The organism is Bacteroides sp. UBA939 (assembly GCF_002293435.1).
Taxonomy (GTDB): domain Bacteria; phylum Bacteroidota; class Bacteroidia; order Bacteroidales; family Bacteroidaceae; genus Bacteroides.
The window spans coordinates 1-19,204 of the sequence record NZ_DBDF01000197.1 but is presented as its reverse complement, the minus strand read 5'-3'; the positions used below and the strand labels follow the sequence as shown (position 1 = coordinate 19,204).

19 protein-coding genes are annotated in these 19,204 nt (G+C 42.1%); 2 read left to right on the top strand and 17 right to left on the bottom strand.

Features of this window, described 5'->3' with window-relative positions; all coding sequences use genetic code 11:
* Positions 1-8: 8 nt before the first annotated feature.
* From B2Z67_RS12575 to dnaN, 4 genes are read right to left on the bottom strand one after another with little or no spacing between them, the layout of a single operon-like run.
* The gene (locus B2Z67_RS12575) at positions 9-911 is read right to left on the bottom strand and encodes a DUF4835 family protein (protein WP_291530184.1); all 903 of its coding nucleotides are present in this window, start codon (positions 909-911) and stop codon (positions 9-11) included.
* 9 nt (positions 912-920) lie between these two features.
* On the bottom strand, positions 921-2,138 hold the full coding sequence (coaBC, locus tag B2Z67_RS12570) for a bifunctional phosphopantothenoylcysteine decarboxylase/phosphopantothenate--cysteine ligase CoaBC (RefSeq protein ID WP_291530183.1): 1,218 nt from the start codon (positions 2,136-2,138) through the stop codon (positions 921-923).
* A 4-nt stretch (positions 2,139-2,142) separates the two neighbouring features.
* Positions 2,143-2,913, bottom strand: coding sequence for a 3'-5' exonuclease (locus tag B2Z67_RS12565; protein ID WP_291530182.1), 771 nt, complete (start codon positions 2,911-2,913; stop codon positions 2,143-2,145).
* A gap of 42 nt (positions 2,914-2,955) precedes the next feature.
* Positions 2,956-4,080 (bottom strand): DNA polymerase III subunit beta, encoded by a 1,125-nt coding sequence (dnaN, locus tag B2Z67_RS12560; protein ID WP_291530181.1) that lies wholly within the window; start codon positions 4,078-4,080, stop codon positions 2,956-2,958.
* A gap of 174 nt (positions 4,081-4,254) precedes the next feature.
* Here dnaN and B2Z67_RS12555 point away from each other — a divergent pair, with 174 nt between their 5' ends.
* On the top strand, positions 4,255-4,629 hold the full coding sequence (locus B2Z67_RS12555; RefSeq protein WP_291530180.1) for a DUF3127 domain-containing protein: 375 nt from the start codon (positions 4,255-4,257) through the stop codon (positions 4,627-4,629).
* 972 nt (positions 4,630-5,601) lie between these two features.
* On the opposite strand, the gene B2Z67_RS12550 is transcribed toward B2Z67_RS12555, so the two are convergent.
* The 5 genes from B2Z67_RS12550 to B2Z67_RS12530 all read right to left on the bottom strand — a co-directional run bounded on the left by B2Z67_RS12550 (position 5,602) and on the right by B2Z67_RS12530 (position 10,972).
* A complete protein-coding gene (locus tag B2Z67_RS12550; protein ID WP_291530179.1) occupies positions 5,602-7,242 on the bottom strand; it encodes a DUF3352 domain-containing protein in 1,641 nt (546 codons plus the stop codon).
* A 106-nt stretch (positions 7,243-7,348) separates the two neighbouring features.
* On the bottom strand, positions 7,349-8,113 hold the full coding sequence (locus B2Z67_RS12545) for an MBL fold metallo-hydrolase (protein ID WP_291530178.1): 765 nt from the start codon (positions 8,111-8,113) through the stop codon (positions 7,349-7,351).
* Positions 8,114-8,140: 27 nt separating this feature from the next.
* Positions 8,141-9,136 (bottom strand): UDP-N-acetylmuramate dehydrogenase, encoded by a 996-nt coding sequence (gene murB, locus B2Z67_RS12540; protein WP_291530177.1) that lies wholly within the window; start codon positions 9,134-9,136, stop codon positions 8,141-8,143.
* 6 nt (positions 9,137-9,142) lie between these two features.
* Positions 9,143-9,997: a DUF4348 domain-containing protein gene (locus B2Z67_RS12535; RefSeq protein WP_291530176.1), complete on the bottom strand. Its 855-nt coding sequence runs from the start codon at positions 9,995-9,997 to the stop codon at positions 9,143-9,145.
* 18 nt (positions 9,998-10,015) lie between these two features.
* Complete coding sequence (locus B2Z67_RS12530; RefSeq protein WP_291530175.1) at positions 10,016-10,972, bottom strand: NAD-dependent epimerase/dehydratase family protein; 957 nt, start codon at positions 10,970-10,972, stop codon at positions 10,016-10,018.
* Positions 10,973-11,117: 145 nt separating this feature from the next.
* Here B2Z67_RS12530 and kbl point away from each other — a divergent pair, with 145 nt between their 5' ends.
* Entirely contained in the window at positions 11,118-12,305 is a 1,188-nt protein-coding gene (gene kbl / locus B2Z67_RS12525; RefSeq protein ID WP_291530174.1) for a glycine C-acetyltransferase, read from the top strand.
* A gap of 90 nt (positions 12,306-12,395) precedes the next feature.
* On the opposite strand, the gene B2Z67_RS12520 is transcribed toward kbl, so the two are convergent.
* The 8 genes from B2Z67_RS12520 to hisH form a co-directional block, all read right to left on the bottom strand.
* Positions 12,396-12,875: a ferritin gene (locus B2Z67_RS12520; RefSeq protein WP_291530173.1), complete on the bottom strand. Its 480-nt coding sequence runs from the start codon at positions 12,873-12,875 to the stop codon at positions 12,396-12,398.
* Positions 12,876-12,954: 79 nt separating this feature from the next.
* Positions 12,955-14,115: a diaminopimelate decarboxylase gene (gene lysA, locus B2Z67_RS12515; protein WP_291530172.1), complete on the bottom strand. Its 1,161-nt coding sequence runs from the start codon at positions 14,113-14,115 to the stop codon at positions 12,955-12,957.
* A 6-nt stretch (positions 14,116-14,121) separates the two neighbouring features.
* Complete coding sequence (locus tag B2Z67_RS12510) at positions 14,122-15,441, bottom strand: aspartate kinase (protein WP_291530171.1); 1,320 nt, start codon at positions 15,439-15,441, stop codon at positions 14,122-14,124.
* A 35-nt stretch (positions 15,442-15,476) separates the two neighbouring features.
* Positions 15,477-16,184, bottom strand: a complete 708-nt coding sequence (locus B2Z67_RS12505; protein ID WP_291530170.1) for a cell division ATP-binding protein FtsE — start codon at positions 16,182-16,184, stop codon at positions 15,477-15,479.
* 52 nt (positions 16,185-16,236) lie between these two features.
* Entirely contained in the window at positions 16,237-16,848 is a 612-nt protein-coding gene (hisIE, locus tag B2Z67_RS12500) for a bifunctional phosphoribosyl-AMP cyclohydrolase/phosphoribosyl-ATP diphosphatase HisIE (protein WP_291530169.1), read from the bottom strand.
* Between the two features lie 10 nt (positions 16,849-16,858).
* Positions 16,859-17,620, bottom strand: coding sequence for an imidazole glycerol phosphate synthase subunit HisF (gene hisF / locus B2Z67_RS12495; RefSeq protein ID WP_291530168.1), 762 nt, complete (start codon positions 17,618-17,620; stop codon positions 16,859-16,861).
* Between the two features lie 27 nt (positions 17,621-17,647).
* The gene (gene hisA / locus B2Z67_RS12490) at positions 17,648-18,382 is read right to left on the bottom strand and encodes a 1-(5-phosphoribosyl)-5-[(5-phosphoribosylamino)methylideneamino]imidazole-4-carboxamide isomerase (RefSeq protein WP_291530167.1); all 735 of its coding nucleotides are present in this window, start codon (positions 18,380-18,382) and stop codon (positions 17,648-17,650) included.
* 36 nt (positions 18,383-18,418) lie between these two features.
* A complete protein-coding gene (hisH, locus tag B2Z67_RS12485) occupies positions 18,419-19,012 on the bottom strand; it encodes an imidazole glycerol phosphate synthase subunit HisH (RefSeq protein ID WP_291530166.1) in 594 nt (197 codons plus the stop codon).
* Positions 19,013-19,204 lie beyond the last annotated feature (192 nt).

Below are 19,204 nucleotides of genomic sequence, written 5' to 3'. Positions count from 1 at the left end.
TATAGTATTTATTGTTTTATCTTGTCCCACTCAGTTATCAATGATGAATTGACAGTAGAAAACAAATCATAAACTTCTTCTTTTTCTTTCATTGCCGATCGGGAGTAGAGATTAACAAGTTCATCTTTCTTTATCTCAGTAAACCAGCCGGGTAATATAGACATCGGTTTGTTTTCCTGTGCCTGTTTCAAGCCGGCAAGCGCAGTAGTTATCGTAGCACGGGCACGGGTAGCATTCACTGAAAGTTCGTCCAGCCCCATGCGATGATAGTCATACATCAGTTTCCGTAAAGGCGACATGCTGTCTTCCAAATAATCAGAGACTAACGCATACCGGTTACGATTGTTGGCAAATGCGCTCCAACCGGTTTCACCAAGATTCTGCGCAGCAGTTACAATATTGTTGGCGGCACGAAGCACATCTGTACCTCCTTGCGGAGCCATCGTATCCATGTCCAGACCAATAATCATATATACATAATAGGCTATTATAGCTGTCAGATTACTATCAACAATGTTATCACGCAACTCCAGAGGGTCAAACTCGCGATAGTTAAAACCAACTTCCGTATCTCTATAGCTAAAAACCACAGTTTGATAGCCCGACTGCCATACCGGACGGGTAGATTGTACGACAAGCTCACAATTCCAACGACTATCCGCCTCGTTATACTCTTTTACAATGAGACTCATTGAACAACGGATCCGTTCATTCACTTCATACTGCGCTTGCGTCCAATGACGGGTATTGATAAAATCCATCAACGCATTTTCGAGTGTGGTAAAGACTTGGGTACTTGTGCCTTGTATTTGAGAATAGTTCACTGTCAATCTACAATTCAATTCCTGGGCAGATACCTTCAAAGCTACTGCACACAAAAACAGAATGATATAGAATGTCTTAGTTCCCACTATATATACTTACTTTTTCTTTAGCACTTCAACCAACCGGTCTACAATATCTGCTGCAACTTCTGTTTTGGGCTTCAACGGGAAATCATCTTTTCCTTCACGGTCGATAATACTGATTTTATTCGTATCGTACCGGAAACCGGCTCCTTCATCATTCAATGAATTCAATACGATAAAATCCAAGTTCTTCCGCCGCAGTTTATCTTCGGCATTATGCTGTTCGTCATTCGTTTCGAGAGCAAAGCCCACCAGTACTTGCTTGTCTTTCTTTATACTCCCTAAACAGGCGGCAATATCTTTCGTTGATTTCAAACGCAAAACCATTTCACCTTCTTTTTCCCGTTTAATCTTGGCATCCACGACCTCTTCCGGAGTAAAATCAGCAACGGCAGCCGCAAGAATAGCCGCATCAGCAGTGCCAAACAAACTGTAAGCTGCATCAAACATCTGTTGGGCCGATTCTACACGATGAGATTGAAATGCGGGATAATGCATCTTCTGTTGCACAGGACCGGTTATCATGATAACTTTCGCTCCCCGGCTGGCACATTCATCCGCAATGGCGAATCCCATCTTGCCGGAAGAATAGTTTCCGATGAAGCGTACCGGATCAATCTTTTCATACGTAGGCCCGGTTGTTATCATAATAGTCCTTCCGCGCAAGTCACCTTCTTTCCGAGCAAAATAATCAGCCAGATATTGTATGATAATCTCCGGTTCTTCCATACGCCCTTTACCAACCAAATGGCTGGCAAGTTCTCCTGTGGCAGGTTCTATAATGTGATTACCATAAGAACGAAGCGTATCCAGATTTCTCACGGTGGAAGGATGGGCATACATGTCTAAGTCCATAGCAGGAGCTACAAATACCGGAGCTTTAGCCGACAGGTAGGTAGTAATCAACATATTATCTGCCACTCCATTTGCCATTTTACCAATAGTGGCGGCAGTTGCCGGAGCTATCAGCACGGCATCCGCCCATAGGCCAAGGTCTACATGGCTATTCCAGGTACCGTCCCGCTGGGCAAAGAACTCACTGATTACCGGTTTGCCGGTCAGCGCCGAAAGCGTAATAGGAGTTATAAACTCTTTTCCCGCAGGTGTAATCACCACTTGTACTTCAGCGCCCAATTTTATTAATCCCCGAATAATATAACATGCTTTGTAAGCTGCAATACTTCCGGTAATTCCTAATACGATTTTCTTTCCTTTCAGAGTATTTCCCATGCTATTATCTATTGGTCAATTCGCGTAAGCGTATTTTGGTCAGCATAGCTTTGGTATTCAATGTAAAATCACTGTTCAATATCCAACTGTAATACCCCGGGTCACGCCTCAGTACTTCTACGACCGTCATTCCCTTATATTTTCCAAAGTTAAATACTTCCACTCCATTATCATCATATACCATGCGGCCGGCAAAGTCCACATTTTTACTGAAACTGGAATAATCGGAAAGGAAAGCTATATTATTCTGTAATTCCGGATAGCGGTCAAGCTGGGCTTTCAGAACTTCATAAGTGGCTTGCGTGTCGGCAGCCGCCGTATGTGCATCTTCCAGATTCTTTCCGCAATAGAACTTATAAGCTGCCGAAAGGGTGCGTTGCTCCATTTTATGAAAAATGACCTGCACATCCACAAACTTATGGCGACTTAAATCAATATCCACATCTGCCCGCAAAAACTCTTCGGCTAATACAGGAATATCAAAACGGTTGGAATTAAATCCCGCCAAGTCACATCCTTCTATTTCATTAGCAATCTCACGAGCCACTTTCTTAAAAGTGGGACAATCCACCACGTCGGCATCGTATATGCCATGAATTGCAGAAGCTTCTTCGGGAATATGCATTTCGGGATTGATACGGAGGTTCTTCGCCTCTTCGTTTCCGTTGGGATATACTTTGAGATAACAGATTTCGACGATACGATCTGAGTTTATATTGGTTCCGGTTGTCTCCAAATCAAAAAAGACAATCGGTTTTTCGAGGTTTAGCTTCATGTTGTCTATTTTATGAGGTGTATGAGTGTAGCTCGATTCATATTAATCATTCAACATCATTGGCATCAACAACATCAGCAAGTCCTCGTTTTCTTCCTGCTCAACGGGGACTATAACGCCGGCACGCGATGGGTCGGCCAATTTGACTATCACTTCGTCAGCAACAATGTTGTTGAGGATATCAATCAGGAAAGTAGACTTAAAGCCTATGCTCATCGGATTGCCTTCATACTGGCACGCCAAAGATTCTTCGGCCGAAGTGGAAAAGTCAATGTCCTGCGCTGAAATCACAATCTGATTTTCCTGCATACGCAACTTTATAAGACTGCTTGCCTGTGACGAGAAAATAGACACGCGACGCAATGCGCCAACCAACAGCATACGGTCAACGGTTACTGTATAAGGATTATTTTGCGGAATCACTGAGTTGTAGTTCGGGTAGCGTCCTTCAATCAAGCGGCACACCATGCGGTATCTTTCTAATGTAAATACGGCATTACGTTCATCAAATTCTATCACAACCGAACCTTGTTCTTTAGGTAACAAGTTCTTAACCAGCGAGGCAGGTTTCTTGGGCAAAATAAATGCCGCACGTTCATTACCTTTGGCAGACAATGTTTTGCAACGTACCAACTTATGGCCGTCCGATGCAACCATCGTAATATCTTCAGTGGTGATATCGAAATAAATACCATTCATTACCGGACGAAGTTCGTCGTCTGCCGTAGCAAATACGGCGCGGTTAATCCCCGCCAATAACACAGAAGCATCCATCTCTACGCGCACAGCACTGTCGCCCAGCATAGCCGATTGCGGAAATTCATCTGCATTTTGTCCCATCAGGCTATATTTACCATTCTGATATTGTACTGTGATTTCCAACGAATTGATATTTACCTCAAACATAAGTGGTTGTTCGGGGATTTCTTTCAAAGCATCCAGAATCGTTTTCGCAGCTACGGCAAAACGTCCGTCCGAATCGCTTTCGTTTACTTCAACCGAAGTTACCATAGTTGTTTCACTGTCGGAAACGGTAGCAGACAGCGTCCCGTCTTTGAGTTCAAAGAGGAAACAATCTAAAATAGGTAATGAATTTTTTGAATTAATCACGCGGCTGATAGCCTGTAGATGGCTGGAGAGTACAGTACTCGAAACGATAAATTTCATATATTCTGTGTATTTAAGTTTTATATTATTCCTTATTCATAACTATCGCATATAGTATTGGACAAAGTTACAAAAAAGTTCTTCCTGCAACAAAGAAAACAAAGAAAAAACGCTTGAAAGCTCTCCGGATTCCCTAAAAAACTGTAACTTCGCAGCATCATTAAAAAGAACACAATGGAATTTACAGGAAAAATTATTGCAATACTCCAGCCAAGAGGTGGAGTATCAAAGTCGGGTAATGAATGGAAATCGCAGGAATATGTGATTGAAGACCACGGACAATACCCCCGCAAAATGTGTTTCGATGTTTTCGGAGCAGACAAGATAGAGCAGTTTAATATCCAGATGGGCGAGGAACTGACCGTATCATTCGATGTTGATGCGCGTCAATGGCAAGATCGTTGGTTCAACAGTATCCGCGTATGGAAAGTAGAACGTGTTGGCGCAACTACATCCGCACCTATGCCCGGCAGTCCTGTTCCGCCACCGGCACCGACTTCTGCGCCGGAGTTCTTGGCCGGAGATGCAAAAGATGACTTACCGTTCTAAGGTTCGTAAAACGAGACAAAGAAATCCGTCCCGTGAGACGAGAAAATCTGTCTCACGGGACGGATTTTTTCATCTCGTGAGACGGATTTTTTCATCTCACGGGACGGATTTCTTTTATCCCGCGAGATAAATTCCGAGGCTTTTAGCCTACAGATATGAATAATGCAGGTTAATTGAATTAAGTAGATGTTCATAATTAGTTTATACTTTGACAGTATCTGTCATGCTGAGCGTAGTCGAAGCATCTCCTCTTCGGAAATGCAAAGGAGAAGAGATCCTTAGACTGCGCTCAGGATGACAGACACTATAAGATAATTAAACATGAGAACTTACAGAAATTGAATATAAGCATCTCGTCTTAATCAGTAATGTGTAAACCACAAAACGATACCTGTTCGCAAGAAGACAGCTAAAACGAATCACCCGAAACTTCCGATGCGTGAGTTTTTTTGTTTGCAGAAATATCCAAATGACAACGAATAGCCATCATTTTCATTCATTATGATAGCATTATCCTGCTTTTCGTAACACGTATTGATTTATAAATTCATCTTTTAGAGTACTTGATGAACGAACAAGGAATAATGATGCAGTATTTATGCGTATTATTGCATATTTACAAGCTATTTATGCAAAAATAGCCTGTTGCNNCTAACTATCTATAAGTAGATCACTAACTACCTGTAAGTAGATCACTTGTTACCTGTAAGTAGTTGACTTGTTACCTGTAAGTAGTTGGCTTATCCCGTCAGATTTCCCCCTTATCAGCCCACTTTCAGGAGATGTTTTGTTCCAGAATAATTGTAAGCATTTCGATATTCCTCTATCCCTCTGGTACTTACTGATTTTCGCTTCGATATTTCCAACCGCCCTTGCCTTCGGGCGGAAATATCGCATTCTCAGACGATTAAAAATACAAAATGACAGCTATGGTTCTTGTCATACATCAAATATCATTTTGTATTGCCTCCTTTATATTGGCTCTCCTTTATATAGAAACACAAGGTTAGGGCACACTACCCCTTCAACACATGTAAATTGTACAGAAAGTATGAAATGCTGAAAAAACTTGGCTTGACGGAAAAAGAAATTAGGGATAAGGCGTACATACGTCTCCGGCTGATTCAACATTTCACCCATATCTGCCATCATCACAAAATTATAAATGGGCGAAAGGCTACCTGTACTCTCTTCATACATTGGAATCTTATCAAGAACTTCATTATTATCCATCGCATCAATGTAAGCAATAAGGCTGGAAACATCAGGTGCCATCAACAAATATCCCTTATAAACACACAGATAAGTATAAAGGGCGGACTCGGTGATTCCCGTCAACTGAGTCAGCAAAGTATTGCGAGGCAATATATAATACTGATATCCTCGCGACTTCAGATAAGATTGATAATCCGGATGTACCTCCGGTACAGGTGGCGCACCAACCTCTTTAGGGGTATTCTGAAGTAACGACTGTAAATGGCTCTCCGCCTGCTTTGCTTCTTTCAGCGGAATAGTCATCACTGCACAAGGACGTCTTTCAACTGTATCCTTAGACTGAAAAAGACAAGTTATTACCCGATCACCGGCATACGACTTCAAAAAACCGAGTCCTTCCTCGTCACGCGCTTTGATATAATCAGAGTAAGTAGATTTGGCATACTCCTGCTTCGCCGTAAAGTTGAACATGTCTTCTATATCCGAAACCGCCCAGCAATCATAAAAGAAGGTGGAAGCAGGAAGTTTGTTTCCCGGAAAGCCTTCTACCGGTTCCTGACGAAGCAACGTATTTATAAAAGTATTCGTTATATCCGATCCATGGCTGATACCGGAACAATAAATAGCATCTTTGTCCAACTTCACATCAAACTCCGCCCAGTTTCCCAAATAAGTATGCGAATGGATGCCGTCAGTATTCTTTCCCATACCTACTTCTTCTATACGAACATACACCGTAGCTTCTACATCCGTATCTTCTTCGTCATGCACAGCCTCGAATGATGGCATATCCATCAAACACTTTTTTGACAACCGGGTATCTATCACCTGCTCTATTAGTTCCTTCTTAAAACTTATCGCCATAAATTCTTGCGTTAAATAAGCAACCAGATACTGTCCATCCGACATGGGATAAACACTTATCTCTTCACCTTTATAATCAAAGAATTTAGATGGGAACAAACTGGAACAGTATTTCTGAATGAATGACTCAACCAATTCATGGTCACCCGAACCCAGATTGCAGTATAACACCTGGTTCATTGGGGTATCCGGTTCGTGAAAGCTGATTAGCATCTTATTCATTTGCTTACTAAGCCCATGCGGAGCATCTTCGATCAAAGTATGCAGATAGTTTTTCAGGTAAACAAACAGTTCGGAAGCATAAAGGAAGTGGTTATCTTTACTACAGCTCAACTGATTAATGTCTTCTACAAGCTCTGCCATACGATCGGTTTCCAATATGGCTACTGTATTCTGCGGCACTAAAGTATAAAGATTAAAATCTTTCAGTTCTGCCACTGCAGTTAACTTAAAGAATGAATACACCCCCAAACCCGTACATAAGGATGCAACGGAGGCAATGATGGCTATTCTTATTATGATACGGAGTCTCATGGTGTTCAAGCATCAATTTCGGCAAAAGTAACGATTTATACTAATGAAACAAAACAAATGTTTCAAAAAGTAGAGCAAGCATTAAAAGTTTTAGAGTTCTGACGCCTTAAAACTCTATTTCCATCCCGTCAAAGCCCGGATGAATGTGTGGTGGCAGCTGCTTTTCAAGCTCGGCATGCAAGCCTGCATGGTGGCTTATATGGATGAAATAAGTTTCGCGCGCGCCAATACGTTCGGCTGTAATCAGCGCCTCGGAAATACTTTGATGCGTGGGATGCGGTTTGACACGTAAAGCATTCACTACGAGAATATCTAAATTCTTTAATTGTTCATAAGATTCTTCCGGCATAGTCGACATATCCGTAATATAAGCCATACGCCCTCCTATGCGGTATCCCAGAATAGGCAAACGCCCATGTATTACCTGAATAGGAGTAATCTCCGTATTATTAATATAGAAAGTTTTTTCCGCTTCTACTTCCTGCAAGTAAATCTGGGGTACGCCCGGATACTTATGTTCCAAAAAGCAATAAGGCATCCTTGCGCGTAAATGGGATGCTGTATATGCATCCGAATATACCGGTATTTCACCGAAACGGGCAAAAGGGCGCAGGTCATCCAATCCTCCCACATGATCATAATGTTCATGGGTTATCAGCACACCGTCCAACTTTTCAAACAAAGAGGCACGCAGCATTTGTTCACGGAAGTCCGGTCCACAATCAATCAATATCACGGCATCATCCGTATGCAGCAAAGACGATGCACGCAAACGATTATCACGAGGGTCGGTAGAGGTACAAACATCACATTTACATCCTATTTCAGGTACTCCCGTCGATGTCCCACTTCCTAATATTCTAAGTTTCATGTTGACTCATAATTAAGTAATTCACCATTAAATAATATTCACTTCGGGATGAATGTTTATACCAAATCTCTCATGAATCGAGAGTCTCACAGCATTCGACAGAGCAACAATTTCAGCGCCTGTCGCCCCGCCCTTGTTCACCAGTACCAATGCTTGTTTATCGTGTACGGCAGCGGCTCCCATGGACTTGCCTTTCCACCCACATTGCTCTATCAGCCAGCCTGCAGGAATTTTTATCCTGTCGAAGTCCAACTCATAGAAAGGCATCTGAGGATACTGTTCCCGTAAAACTTCAAAACTTGCACGCGTCACTACAGGATTCATAAAGAAGCTACCGGCGCTACCCAATACCTTCGGATCCGGCAACTTACTTTCCCGGATATTGATAATAACCTGGCGCAAAGTCTTCAAATCAATCACCGGATATTTTTCCAGTTCCTGCCGGATAGTACCGTAATCCAATGTATAATGTTCCTTCTTGCTCAACCGGAAACAAACATACGTAATAAACATATCTTTTATCTCAAAGCGTTTAAACAGACTGTTCCGATATGCATAGTCGCATTCATCCACTTGGAAAACACGTTTCATACCCTTTACATCCAGTGTTTCTACGGAAGTAATCAAGTCTTTCACTTCCACACCGTAAGCACCGATATTCTGTACCGCACTTGCCCCTACTTCACCGGGAATGAGCGAAAGATTTTCAGCCCCATACCAGCCACACTTCACACAATGCTCCACAAAATCATCCCATACCACACCGGCACCAACACGCACCTGTACATCGTCTTCACTTTCTGCCGTTACCTCAATGCCGCTTATGCGTGAGTGCAATATCACTCCTTCATAATCTCCGGTAAACAGCAAATTACTCCCTTCGCCAATATGCAAAAAAGGAGAAGTAATACTGCCGTCAGCAATATACTTCTCCAATTCTTCTACCGAATCATACTCCAGAAACACAGTGGCTTTGACATCAAGTCCAAATGTATTGGGTATCTTTTTCAATTCATATTTCATATATTATCACATACTCGTATCTTCATATTTATATAATTCCCATTTTCCACCGTGCCTACGGAAATAGAAGATATTAGAGTAGCCATTATCTATTCCATTCACCTTCAGGATTTTCGTATTCGAATCATCTTTGTTCTGCTGTCCATAATTAATATTAGACAGTTTATCGACAGGCAATATGGGGCGGAAAGCGTACCACTGATTCAAATCAAGAGTTGTTTCCAGAATCGAGAACTCATCATCAGGATCTATCGTAATATACTCTAAAGGTTCACGAATGTGCCGGCTTTGGTAGAGACTATCCGTTACAAAAAGCGCATAGAATCCAACGAAGTCTTCATTTCCATTCTCATCCTGTTCCATGTGCCGGAGATTGATAGCTTCCAACATCCAGGCGCCTTTGATACGTTCAAAGTAATACTTCTTCACCATACGGGTTTTCAGAAGAATCCATTCCACCTGTACAGAAGTCTGGGCAGTATCGCCTACCAAGTCCAACTCTTCTTCATCATCAAATAGTAGTGTATAATAGTTTTGCTGAGTAAACAGATAATCGTGTTTCCAATGCTCTTCCTCTATTTTCGATGGAGTATTTACATTATAATAAGGTAAAGGGAACTTTGTCCGTTGCCGTTGCAGGGCGTTGTCCGAAGCATAACTATAGATAAAATCATCAAACGACTCATCTGCTTCCATCGGTTTAGGTTCTTCCTTCACCTCAACCTGTTGTAATGTGTCTGCTTTATGCGTAACCGAATCCACCATGCTGGTGAACGGTGCAAAGGGGTCTATCTTTGTTTTTTTATTCCCACAAGACAATAAAAAAACAACGATGAATAACCCCAATCCTATTCTTTTCATCCTTTACGGACCTTATGGTCACTTATTTTGTTTAGCTCTTAACTTTTCAAGCATATCCACAGTCATAGTTTCCAAATCATACTGTGGTTTCCAATCCCACTCTTCACGGGCACAACTATCATCCAGACTGTCCGGCCAACTATCTGCAATTGCCTGCCTCAACGGATCTATCTTATAGTCCATCTCAAAATTGGGCACATGTTTCTTTATTTCCGCATAGATTGCTTCCGGGTCGAAACTCATGGAAGTTATGTTAAAGGCATTCCGATGCAACAAACGCGCCGGAGCTGCTTCCATCAAAGAGATAGCTGCATTCAGCGCATCAGGCATGTACATCATATCCATATAAGTACCTTGTTTCAAAGGACACACAAACTTTTCACCTTTCACAGCGGAATAATAAATATCTACTGCATAGTCAGTGGTACCACCACCCGGAGGAGTCACATTAGAAATAATTCCCGGAAAACGAACCGAACGGGTATCCACTCCATATTTCGTATAATAATAATCACTCAGCAATTCAGTAGTCACCTTCGTTACACCATACATGGTACGAGGGCGCTGAATCGTATCTTGAGGTGTATTCACATGAGGTGTAGCCTCACCGAACGAACCAATGGAACTCGGAGTAAACACCGCACAATTGTATTCACGCGCTACTTCCAACACATTCCATAATCCGTCAATACCGATTTTCCAAGCCATGGCCGGACGACTTTCGGCAACTACTGAAAGTAGAGCTGCCAGATTATAAATCGTATCAATCTTAAATTGACGTGCTACGACTTCAATAGACTGACGGTCGGTCACATCAGCAATAGCTGATGGCCCTGACGCCTTTAACTCGCCTTTAGGCATAGCGCTCGGAATATATCCGGCTACAACATGGTCATCACCATAACGTTTACGTAATTCTATCGTAAGCTCCGACCCTATCTGTCCGGTAGCTCCAATTACCAAAATATTCTTCATTCGATTTATTATATAAGGTGTTTTATTAATTTGCGCGCAAAGATACGCACTTTTTTTTCATTTTTCTATCATTCTGACATTGTTATTTGAATAAAAATTATGTCCTTTGCATCGAGTAAGATAACTAACTTTAAATTATAAAGCTATGTATGGGAAAATGAAAGAATATCTCAGCAACACGCTTGCTGAAATTAAAGAAGCCGGACTCTACAAAGAGGAACGACTGATTGAAAGTGCACAACAAGCCGCAATCACTGTGAAAGAAAAAGAAGTACTGAACTTTTGTGCCAACAATTACTTGGGTTTGTCTAACCACCCGAGACTGATTGCTGCTGCCCAGAAAATGATGGACCATCGCGGATACGGTATGTCTTCCGTACGTTTCATCTGTGGCACACAAGACATTCACAAAGAATTGGAAGCCGCTATTTCCGATTATTTCAAGACAGAAGATACGATTCTGTACGCTGCTTGTTTTGATGCCAACGGTGGAGTATTCGAACCACTGTTCAATGAAGAGGATGCCATTATTTCCGATTCTTTGAACCATGCCTCTATCATTGATGGTGTACGCTTGTGCAAAGCAAAACGTTATCGTTATGCTAACGCAGATATGGCTGAGTTGGAAAAGTGCTTGCAAGAAGCACAGGCACAGCGTTTCCGTATCGTTGTTACGGATGGGGTTTTTTCAATGGACGGCAATGTAGCTCCTCTGGATAAGATTTGCGATCTCGCCGAGAAGTACAATGCCTTGGTTATGGTAGACGAGTCACACTCTGCCGGCGTAGTAGGCCCTACAGGGCATGGCGTAAGCGAATTATTCAAAACTTACGAACGCGTAGACATCTATACCGGCACACTGGGTAAAGCCTTTGGAGGTGCTATGGGTGGATTTACCACAGGACGCAAAGAAATTGTTGATTTGCTACGTCAGCGTAGCCGTCCATATTTATTCTCTAACTCTGTTGCCCCTGCCGTGATCGGTGCAAGTATCGAAGTTTTTAAGATGCTGGGAGAAAGTAACGCATTGCACGATAAGCTGGTAGAGAATGTAAACTACTTCCGTGATAAAATGACAGCAGCCGGTTTCGATATCAAACCTACGCAAAGTGCCATTTGTGCTGTTATGCTATATGACGCTAAATTATCACAAACCTATGCCGCCCGTATGCAGGAAGAAGGAATTTATGTGACCGGATTCTATTATCCGGTCGTTCCAAAAGATCAGGCACGTATCCGCGTCCAAATCTCTGCGGGACACGAAAAGCAACATCTGGACAAGTGTATTGAAGCATTTATCAAAGTTGGAAAAGAACTTGGGGTACTGAAATAGAAAATACCAGGAAAAGCAAGGCATAAAAAAGAAGCTGCTTGAAATTTTCAGGCAGCTTCTTCACTTTAGCACTTCGATATCAAAATATTATCAACGTTCCCCCAATTTAACATCAACAAAGAAAACACCCGTACTACCGGCTTTCTTTATCATTTCTACAATATTGGAGGTTGTAGTCTCTTCTTCTACTTGCTCACGAACAAATTCCATCAGGAAATCTTGGGTTGCTTTATCTTTTTCAGCAATAGCCACATCAACCAACTTGTCAATCAATTCAGACACACGACGCTCATGCTTGTAAACCTGTTCAAATACTTCCAACGGAGTACCGAAATCATTGGGAACCACATCAATCTTATCGACTTTGGCCTTACCACCACGCCTGATTACATAATCAGCTAACTTAAAAGCATGACCGTTTTCTTCTATCCATTGCTCCTTCAACCAATGTGCCATACCCGGATAACCTTCTTTATCCATGAAAAAAGACATCGCTAAGTACAAGTTAGCTGACCACATTTCTGCTATAATCTGCTCATTAATTGCATCTTGTAATTTTTCCTTAATCATAATCGTATCATTTAACAAATTAAAATCCTTGATTAATCAACAAGCATACACTCCTTTTGTTCACAAGAAATAGAGTTATTTACACCAGTTCGTCCGAGGTATATCCCTGTGGCAATTCGCGACAGTTATAGCCTGACGCCATAATCTCGCCATAGGCACCGGAAGAGCGCAATGCAATCAAATCCCCTCGTTTCACTTTATTCAAATCAATAGCCTTGCCAAATACATCCGAAGATTCACAAATAGGTCCTACCACATCATAGGATTCAACCGTATCATCAGAAGTGATATTTTCTATTTTATGGTAAGCCTGATACAAGGCAGGACGTATCAAGTCCGTCATACCGGCGTCGAGGATAGCAAATTTCTTATTAGTTCCCTGCTTTACGTAAAGCACGCGGGAAATCAGCGAGCCGCACTGTCCTGTGACGGCACGTCCCAATTCAAAATGGAGTGTCTGATATGAACGAAGCTTCAGATGTTCGGCATAAGTTTCAAAATAATCATGAAAATCCGGTATCACCTGACGGTTAGGATGTTTATAATCAATGCCCAATCCGCCACCTACATTAACATGTTCGATGCGGATACGGCGAGCTTCCAGTTTATCCTGCAATTCATTCACACGATTGCAAAGAGCCATAAAATCACCCATATCCAATATTTGCGAACCTATATGGAAATGTAGTCCGATAAACTTCACATTCTTCATCTCCAAAGCCACATCTATCACATGATCCATATCCGGCATACTGATACCAAATTTGTTTTCAGCCAGTCCTGTAGTGATATTGGCATGGGTATGCGCGCCTACATTCGGATTGATACGGAAAGCAATATTGGCGACTTTGCCTTTCGCCGCCGCCAATTCATTGATAATTTCCAATTCGGGAATGGACTCTACATTGAAACAGAAAATACCATAATCCAGTCCCAAGTTGATTTCCCAATCAGCCTTCCCTACTCCGGCAAACACAACTTTCGATGCCGGGAAACCAGCCTTGATGGCAGCACGAATTTCTCCGCCGCTTACACAGTCGGCACCCAGTCCATTCTCGCGAATAATAGAAAGTAGTTTAGGGTTAGCATTTGCCTTCACGGCATAATGCACCACGAAATTATCATATTTAATGGATTCGGCATGCAGACACGAAAGGGTTTCACGCAACACTTTCGTGTCATAATAATAAAACGGAGTACGTAGCTCACGAAATTTATCTATAGGAAATGTTCCTTTCATATTCCTTTATTCTCCGTTAAACAATACGTCGCTAAGTGATTGTAACGCTTGTTTCTTATCGCACTCACGAACAAGGAAAGATATATTGTAGTTACTACCACCAAATGAAATCATTCGTACCGGTATATCACGCATGGCATCCAATGCTTTCGCTTCGAAACCTACATTTTCCCAATCCAAGTCGCCTACTACGCAGATGATACACATATTCTTATCCACTGTCACCGTACCGTACTTCTTCAGATCATCCAGAATTTCATTCAGATGCTTCGTGTTATCTATTGAAACAGATACACCTACCTCAGAAGTACAAATCATGTCAATGGAAGTCCGGTAACTTTCAAAAATCTCAAACACTTTACGCAGGAAACCGTGGGCAAGCAACATACGGCTGGATTTAATCTTAATAGCCGTAATATTTTCTTTTGCGGCAACAGCCTTGATTTTACCCTTCTCGGTTTCATTAGAAATCATGGTACCGGGAGCAGTAGGTTCCATAGTATTCAGCAGATGTACCGGAATATTGGCATATTTGGCAGGTTGTATGCAAGTAGGATGAAGAATTTTCGCGCCGAAGTAAGCCAACTCAGCAGCCTCTTCAAAATGCAGATGGCGTACGGGGGCAGTCTTTTCGACAATGCGCGGGTCGTTATTGTGCATACCGTCTATATCAGTCCATATCTGAATTTCGGAAGCGTTGACGGCTGCACCAATCAGAGAAGCGGTATAATCGCTTCCTCCACGTTGCAGGTTATCAATTTCACCGTAAGCGTTGCGGCAAATGTATCCTTGGGTAATATAGATTTCGGCACCGGAGTGCAACTCCAATTGAATATGGAGTTTATCCTTGATATATACAGGGTCGGGTTCCGCATTCTTGTCGGTGCGCATGTATTCCAATGCCGGAAGCAAAATGGATTTCACGCCGCACTCCTGCAGATAGTAGTTCATCATGGCGGTAGAAATCAACTCTCCCTGTGCCAGAACTACTTTCTCTTCGAACAAGGTAAAGAGGTCTTTAGTATAAGAACGGATGTAGTCAAAATGAGATTTAATCAGTTCCTGACCTTTCTGTTTATATTCGGGAGTGGAATACAATTCATCCACATGCTGTTTGTACTTAGCCTCCAGCTTGTTGATGATTTCGTTGGCACCCTCCGGATTTTTCTTGTACAGATAGTCCGAAATCTCCACCAATGTGTTAGTTGTGCCCGACATAGCCGAGAGGACAACTATCTTCTGTTCACCATCGGTAATCAATTTGGCTACTTCCTTCATCCGCTGAGCAGAACCAACGGAAGTACCTCCAAACTTTAAAACTTTCATTTTCGTTCCTGTATTAAATGATTATATACTATTATTTATTTTTCTTGTATAGATGTCATGCCTGAGTATTCCGATGTTATGTCTGTTATCAGATGATCGGAACAACGGAAAACCTGACCGGGAAATTCCTTAACCAAATGGAGATTGTGCGTAGTCATCACTACCAGCGAACCGGCACGACTGATATTATGCAATAATCCGACAATAGCACGCCCTGTTTCAACATCCAAATTACCGGTTGGTTCATCGGCCAGAATAATATCCGGAGAGTTAAGCATTGCGCGGGCAATGACAATACGTTGCTGTTCGCCTCCCGAAAGTTCGTTAGGAAATTTATAACCCTTGTTAGCCATACCTACCTGCATCAATACTTCATTGATACGGTCTTTTATCTCCGGCTTATTTTTCCATCCTGTAGCCTTGAGCACAAATGCGAGGTTATCATATACTGTACGGTCTATCAACAATTGGAAGTCTTGGAACACGATACCCAGTTTACGGCGCAATTGCGGAATGTGCCTACGTTTGATACGGTTCATGTCATATCCCAATACAACCGCCTCACCGGAAGTTATATCCAGTTCTCCATAAAACGTTTTCAGCAAACTGGTCTTGCCTGAACCCACCTTACCGATCAGATACACAAATTCTCCCTTCTGTAGCTCAAGGTCAACCTCGTTCAGCACACACAAGTCTTGTTGGTGTATTTCTACATTCTTATATCGTATCAGTGGTTCGCTCATCCTTTATCAATTTATCAATTATCACGAAATCATTGCTTCTTCCAGCACAAATTCAATGTTTCTTCCAGGATATACTATGACGTCCCTGCAACTCACGCGCCAAATCTTCAATGCGATACCCTTTGGACGTTAGCAAGACAATGAGGTGGTATAACATGTCGGCACCTTCGTAAATCAATCGATCGTCAGTTCCGTTGCAGGCTTCAATAACTGTTTCTACAGCTTCTTCGCCCACTTTCTGCGCCATTTTATTCACTCCGGATTTAAACAGGCTTGTGGTGTAAGAACCTTCGGGCATCTCTTCATGACGCTTGCTGATAAAGTCTTGAAGAAGTTTGAAGAACATAACGGGTTGCTCGTTCTTCTCACCCCAACATGTATCCGTACCGGTATGACAAACCGGACCTACCGGATGTACTTGAATCAATAAGGTATCCTGATCACAGTCTGCCTTTATGGAAACTACTTCCAGAAAATTGCCACTCTTCTCACCTTTTGTCCAGAGACGGTTTTTAGAACGGCTGTAAAAGGTCACTTTCCCGGTTTCTACCGTCTGGTTATAAGCTTCCTTATTCATAAAGCCTAACATCAGTACCTTAGCAGTATCCGCATCTTGTATTATTGCCGGAACAAGTCCGTCCATTTTGTTAAAATCCAAATTCATTTTTGCTTTATCACTTCATCATTCTAATTGATATTCCTTGGGCGCAAAGATACGATTTTAAATCGGGAATTTTAATTTCTCCGAAATGAAAAACACTGGCTGCCAATGCTGCATCTGCTTTTCCTTGCAAAAAGACATCACGGAAATGTTCTTTGGCACCGGCTCCTCCCGATGCTATAACCGGAATAGAGAGGGTATCGGACAATTCCCCAAGCGCTTCATTAGCGTATCCGGTTTTTACACCGTCATGATCCATACTTGTGAAAAGTATCTCGCCGGCACCACGTTCCTGCCCTTCTTTACTCCACGAAAACAGTTCTTTGTCCGTTTCTATCCGGCCACCGTTCAGATAGCACCACCAACCTTTTTCCGTCTGTTTAGCATCTACTGCCAATACACAGACTTGTGAACCGAAATTCCCGGCTATTTCATCAATCAGCTCCGGACGACGGATAGCAGAAGAATTGATAGAAATCTTATCTGCACCGGCATTCAATAAACGATCTACATCACTCAGTTCATTGATACCACCACCAACCGTGAATGGAATGCTTATATTGGCGGCAATACGTTTTACCAGCTCAGTAAAAGTTTTGCGACCTTCAAAACTTGCCGTAATATCAAGAAAGACCAGTTCGTCCGCACCTTGCTCACTATACGCACGTGCCAGTTCCACCGGATCACCTGCCTGACGCAAGTTCACGAAGTTGATTCCTTTTACAGTCTGCCCGTCCTTAATGTCGAGACAGGGGATAATTCTTTTTGCTAACATCTTATATATATAAATTAGGGTGAACAATTAGGAACTGTGACAAATCATATTCTTTTCTATTTCTTTCAAAGTGATACGCCCTTCATAAAGGGCTTTGCCGAAAATAACGGCAGGCACACCTGCCGATTCTAACGCATGAATATCATTCATACAGCTCACCCCCCCGCTGGCTATCAGATAAAGCTCCGGATATTGCTCCAGCATTTCCTGATACAACTTAAGGGATGGACCTTGCAACATGCCATCACAACTGATATCCGTACAAATTACTTTCCTGACACCTTTCTCAATATATTCTTTCAGGAAAGGAAACAATTCGCAGGCGCTTTCATCTTTCCAACCGTTCACAGCTATTCTGCGATCCTTGACATCTGCACCAAGAATAATCTTCTCACTACCATAAATATCCAGCCAACGACAAAACAGTTCGGGATTTTTCACAGCAATACTGCCACCCGTCACCATCTGCGCTCCATTCTCAAAAGCTATTTTTAAATCTTCATCACTTTTCACGCCACCCCCGAAATCTATAATCAGGGAAGTCTCCGAAGCAATCCGGTTCAAAGTCCGGTAGTTGACTACATGGTGAGAAGCTGCTCCATCCAAATCGACCACGTGCAAACGACGAATGCCATGCGCTTCCATTTCTTTGGCAACTTCTACCGGATTTTCATTATACACCTTTTTACTTTCATAATCACCTTGCGAAAGTCGTACACACTTTCCGTCGATAATATCTATTGCAGGGATAAGTTCTATCATATACCTAATACTATGATTTGATTATATTATAATGAATCACTCCAAATCCAGGAAATTACGCAGAATACGCTCCCCCACACCTCCACTCTTTTCAGGGTGAAATTGAGTAGCATAATAATTATCCTTATGTAATGCCGCACTGAACGGGTGAATATAATCCGTTACAGCCGCCGTATATTCATTGACCGGAACATAAAAGCTATGCACGAAATACACGAATTCTTCTTCTGTGAAACCTTTGAATAAGTCGCTATTTGTTTCTTTGAGAGTATTCCAACCCATGTGCGGCACTTTATCCTCATGCCTCTGCGAGACAAAACGTTTCACTTCAGCATCAAAAATGCCCAGGCAATCTACATCACCTTCTTCAGAGTGACGGCACATCAACTGCATTCCCAAACAAATCCCCAACACCGGTTGCCGAAGTTCCTTTATTAATGTATCCATACCAGCGGCATGCAAAAACTTCATAGTTGTTTCCGCCTCACCCACACCGGGAAAGACGACCTTATCTGCTGTGCGCAATTGATCTTTATCCGCCGTAATTATTGCTTCAACACCCAAACGTCTCAATGCATAATCTACCGAATAAATATTACCCGCATTATATTTGACAATTGCAATCTTCATAAATCACCTTATTTTATCTTATTTATCATTCTCTATTCTCTGCAATTTACAATTTTCTCATTTTAAGTCTGCAAAAATAACGATTTATTGCAGAACAAGGAAGTTTTCAAGCAAGAAGTTTAGAAGACCCTTAACCTGCATTATTCATAGCGGCAAATACATTCATTCATCCCGTGGGACGAATTTTTTCAT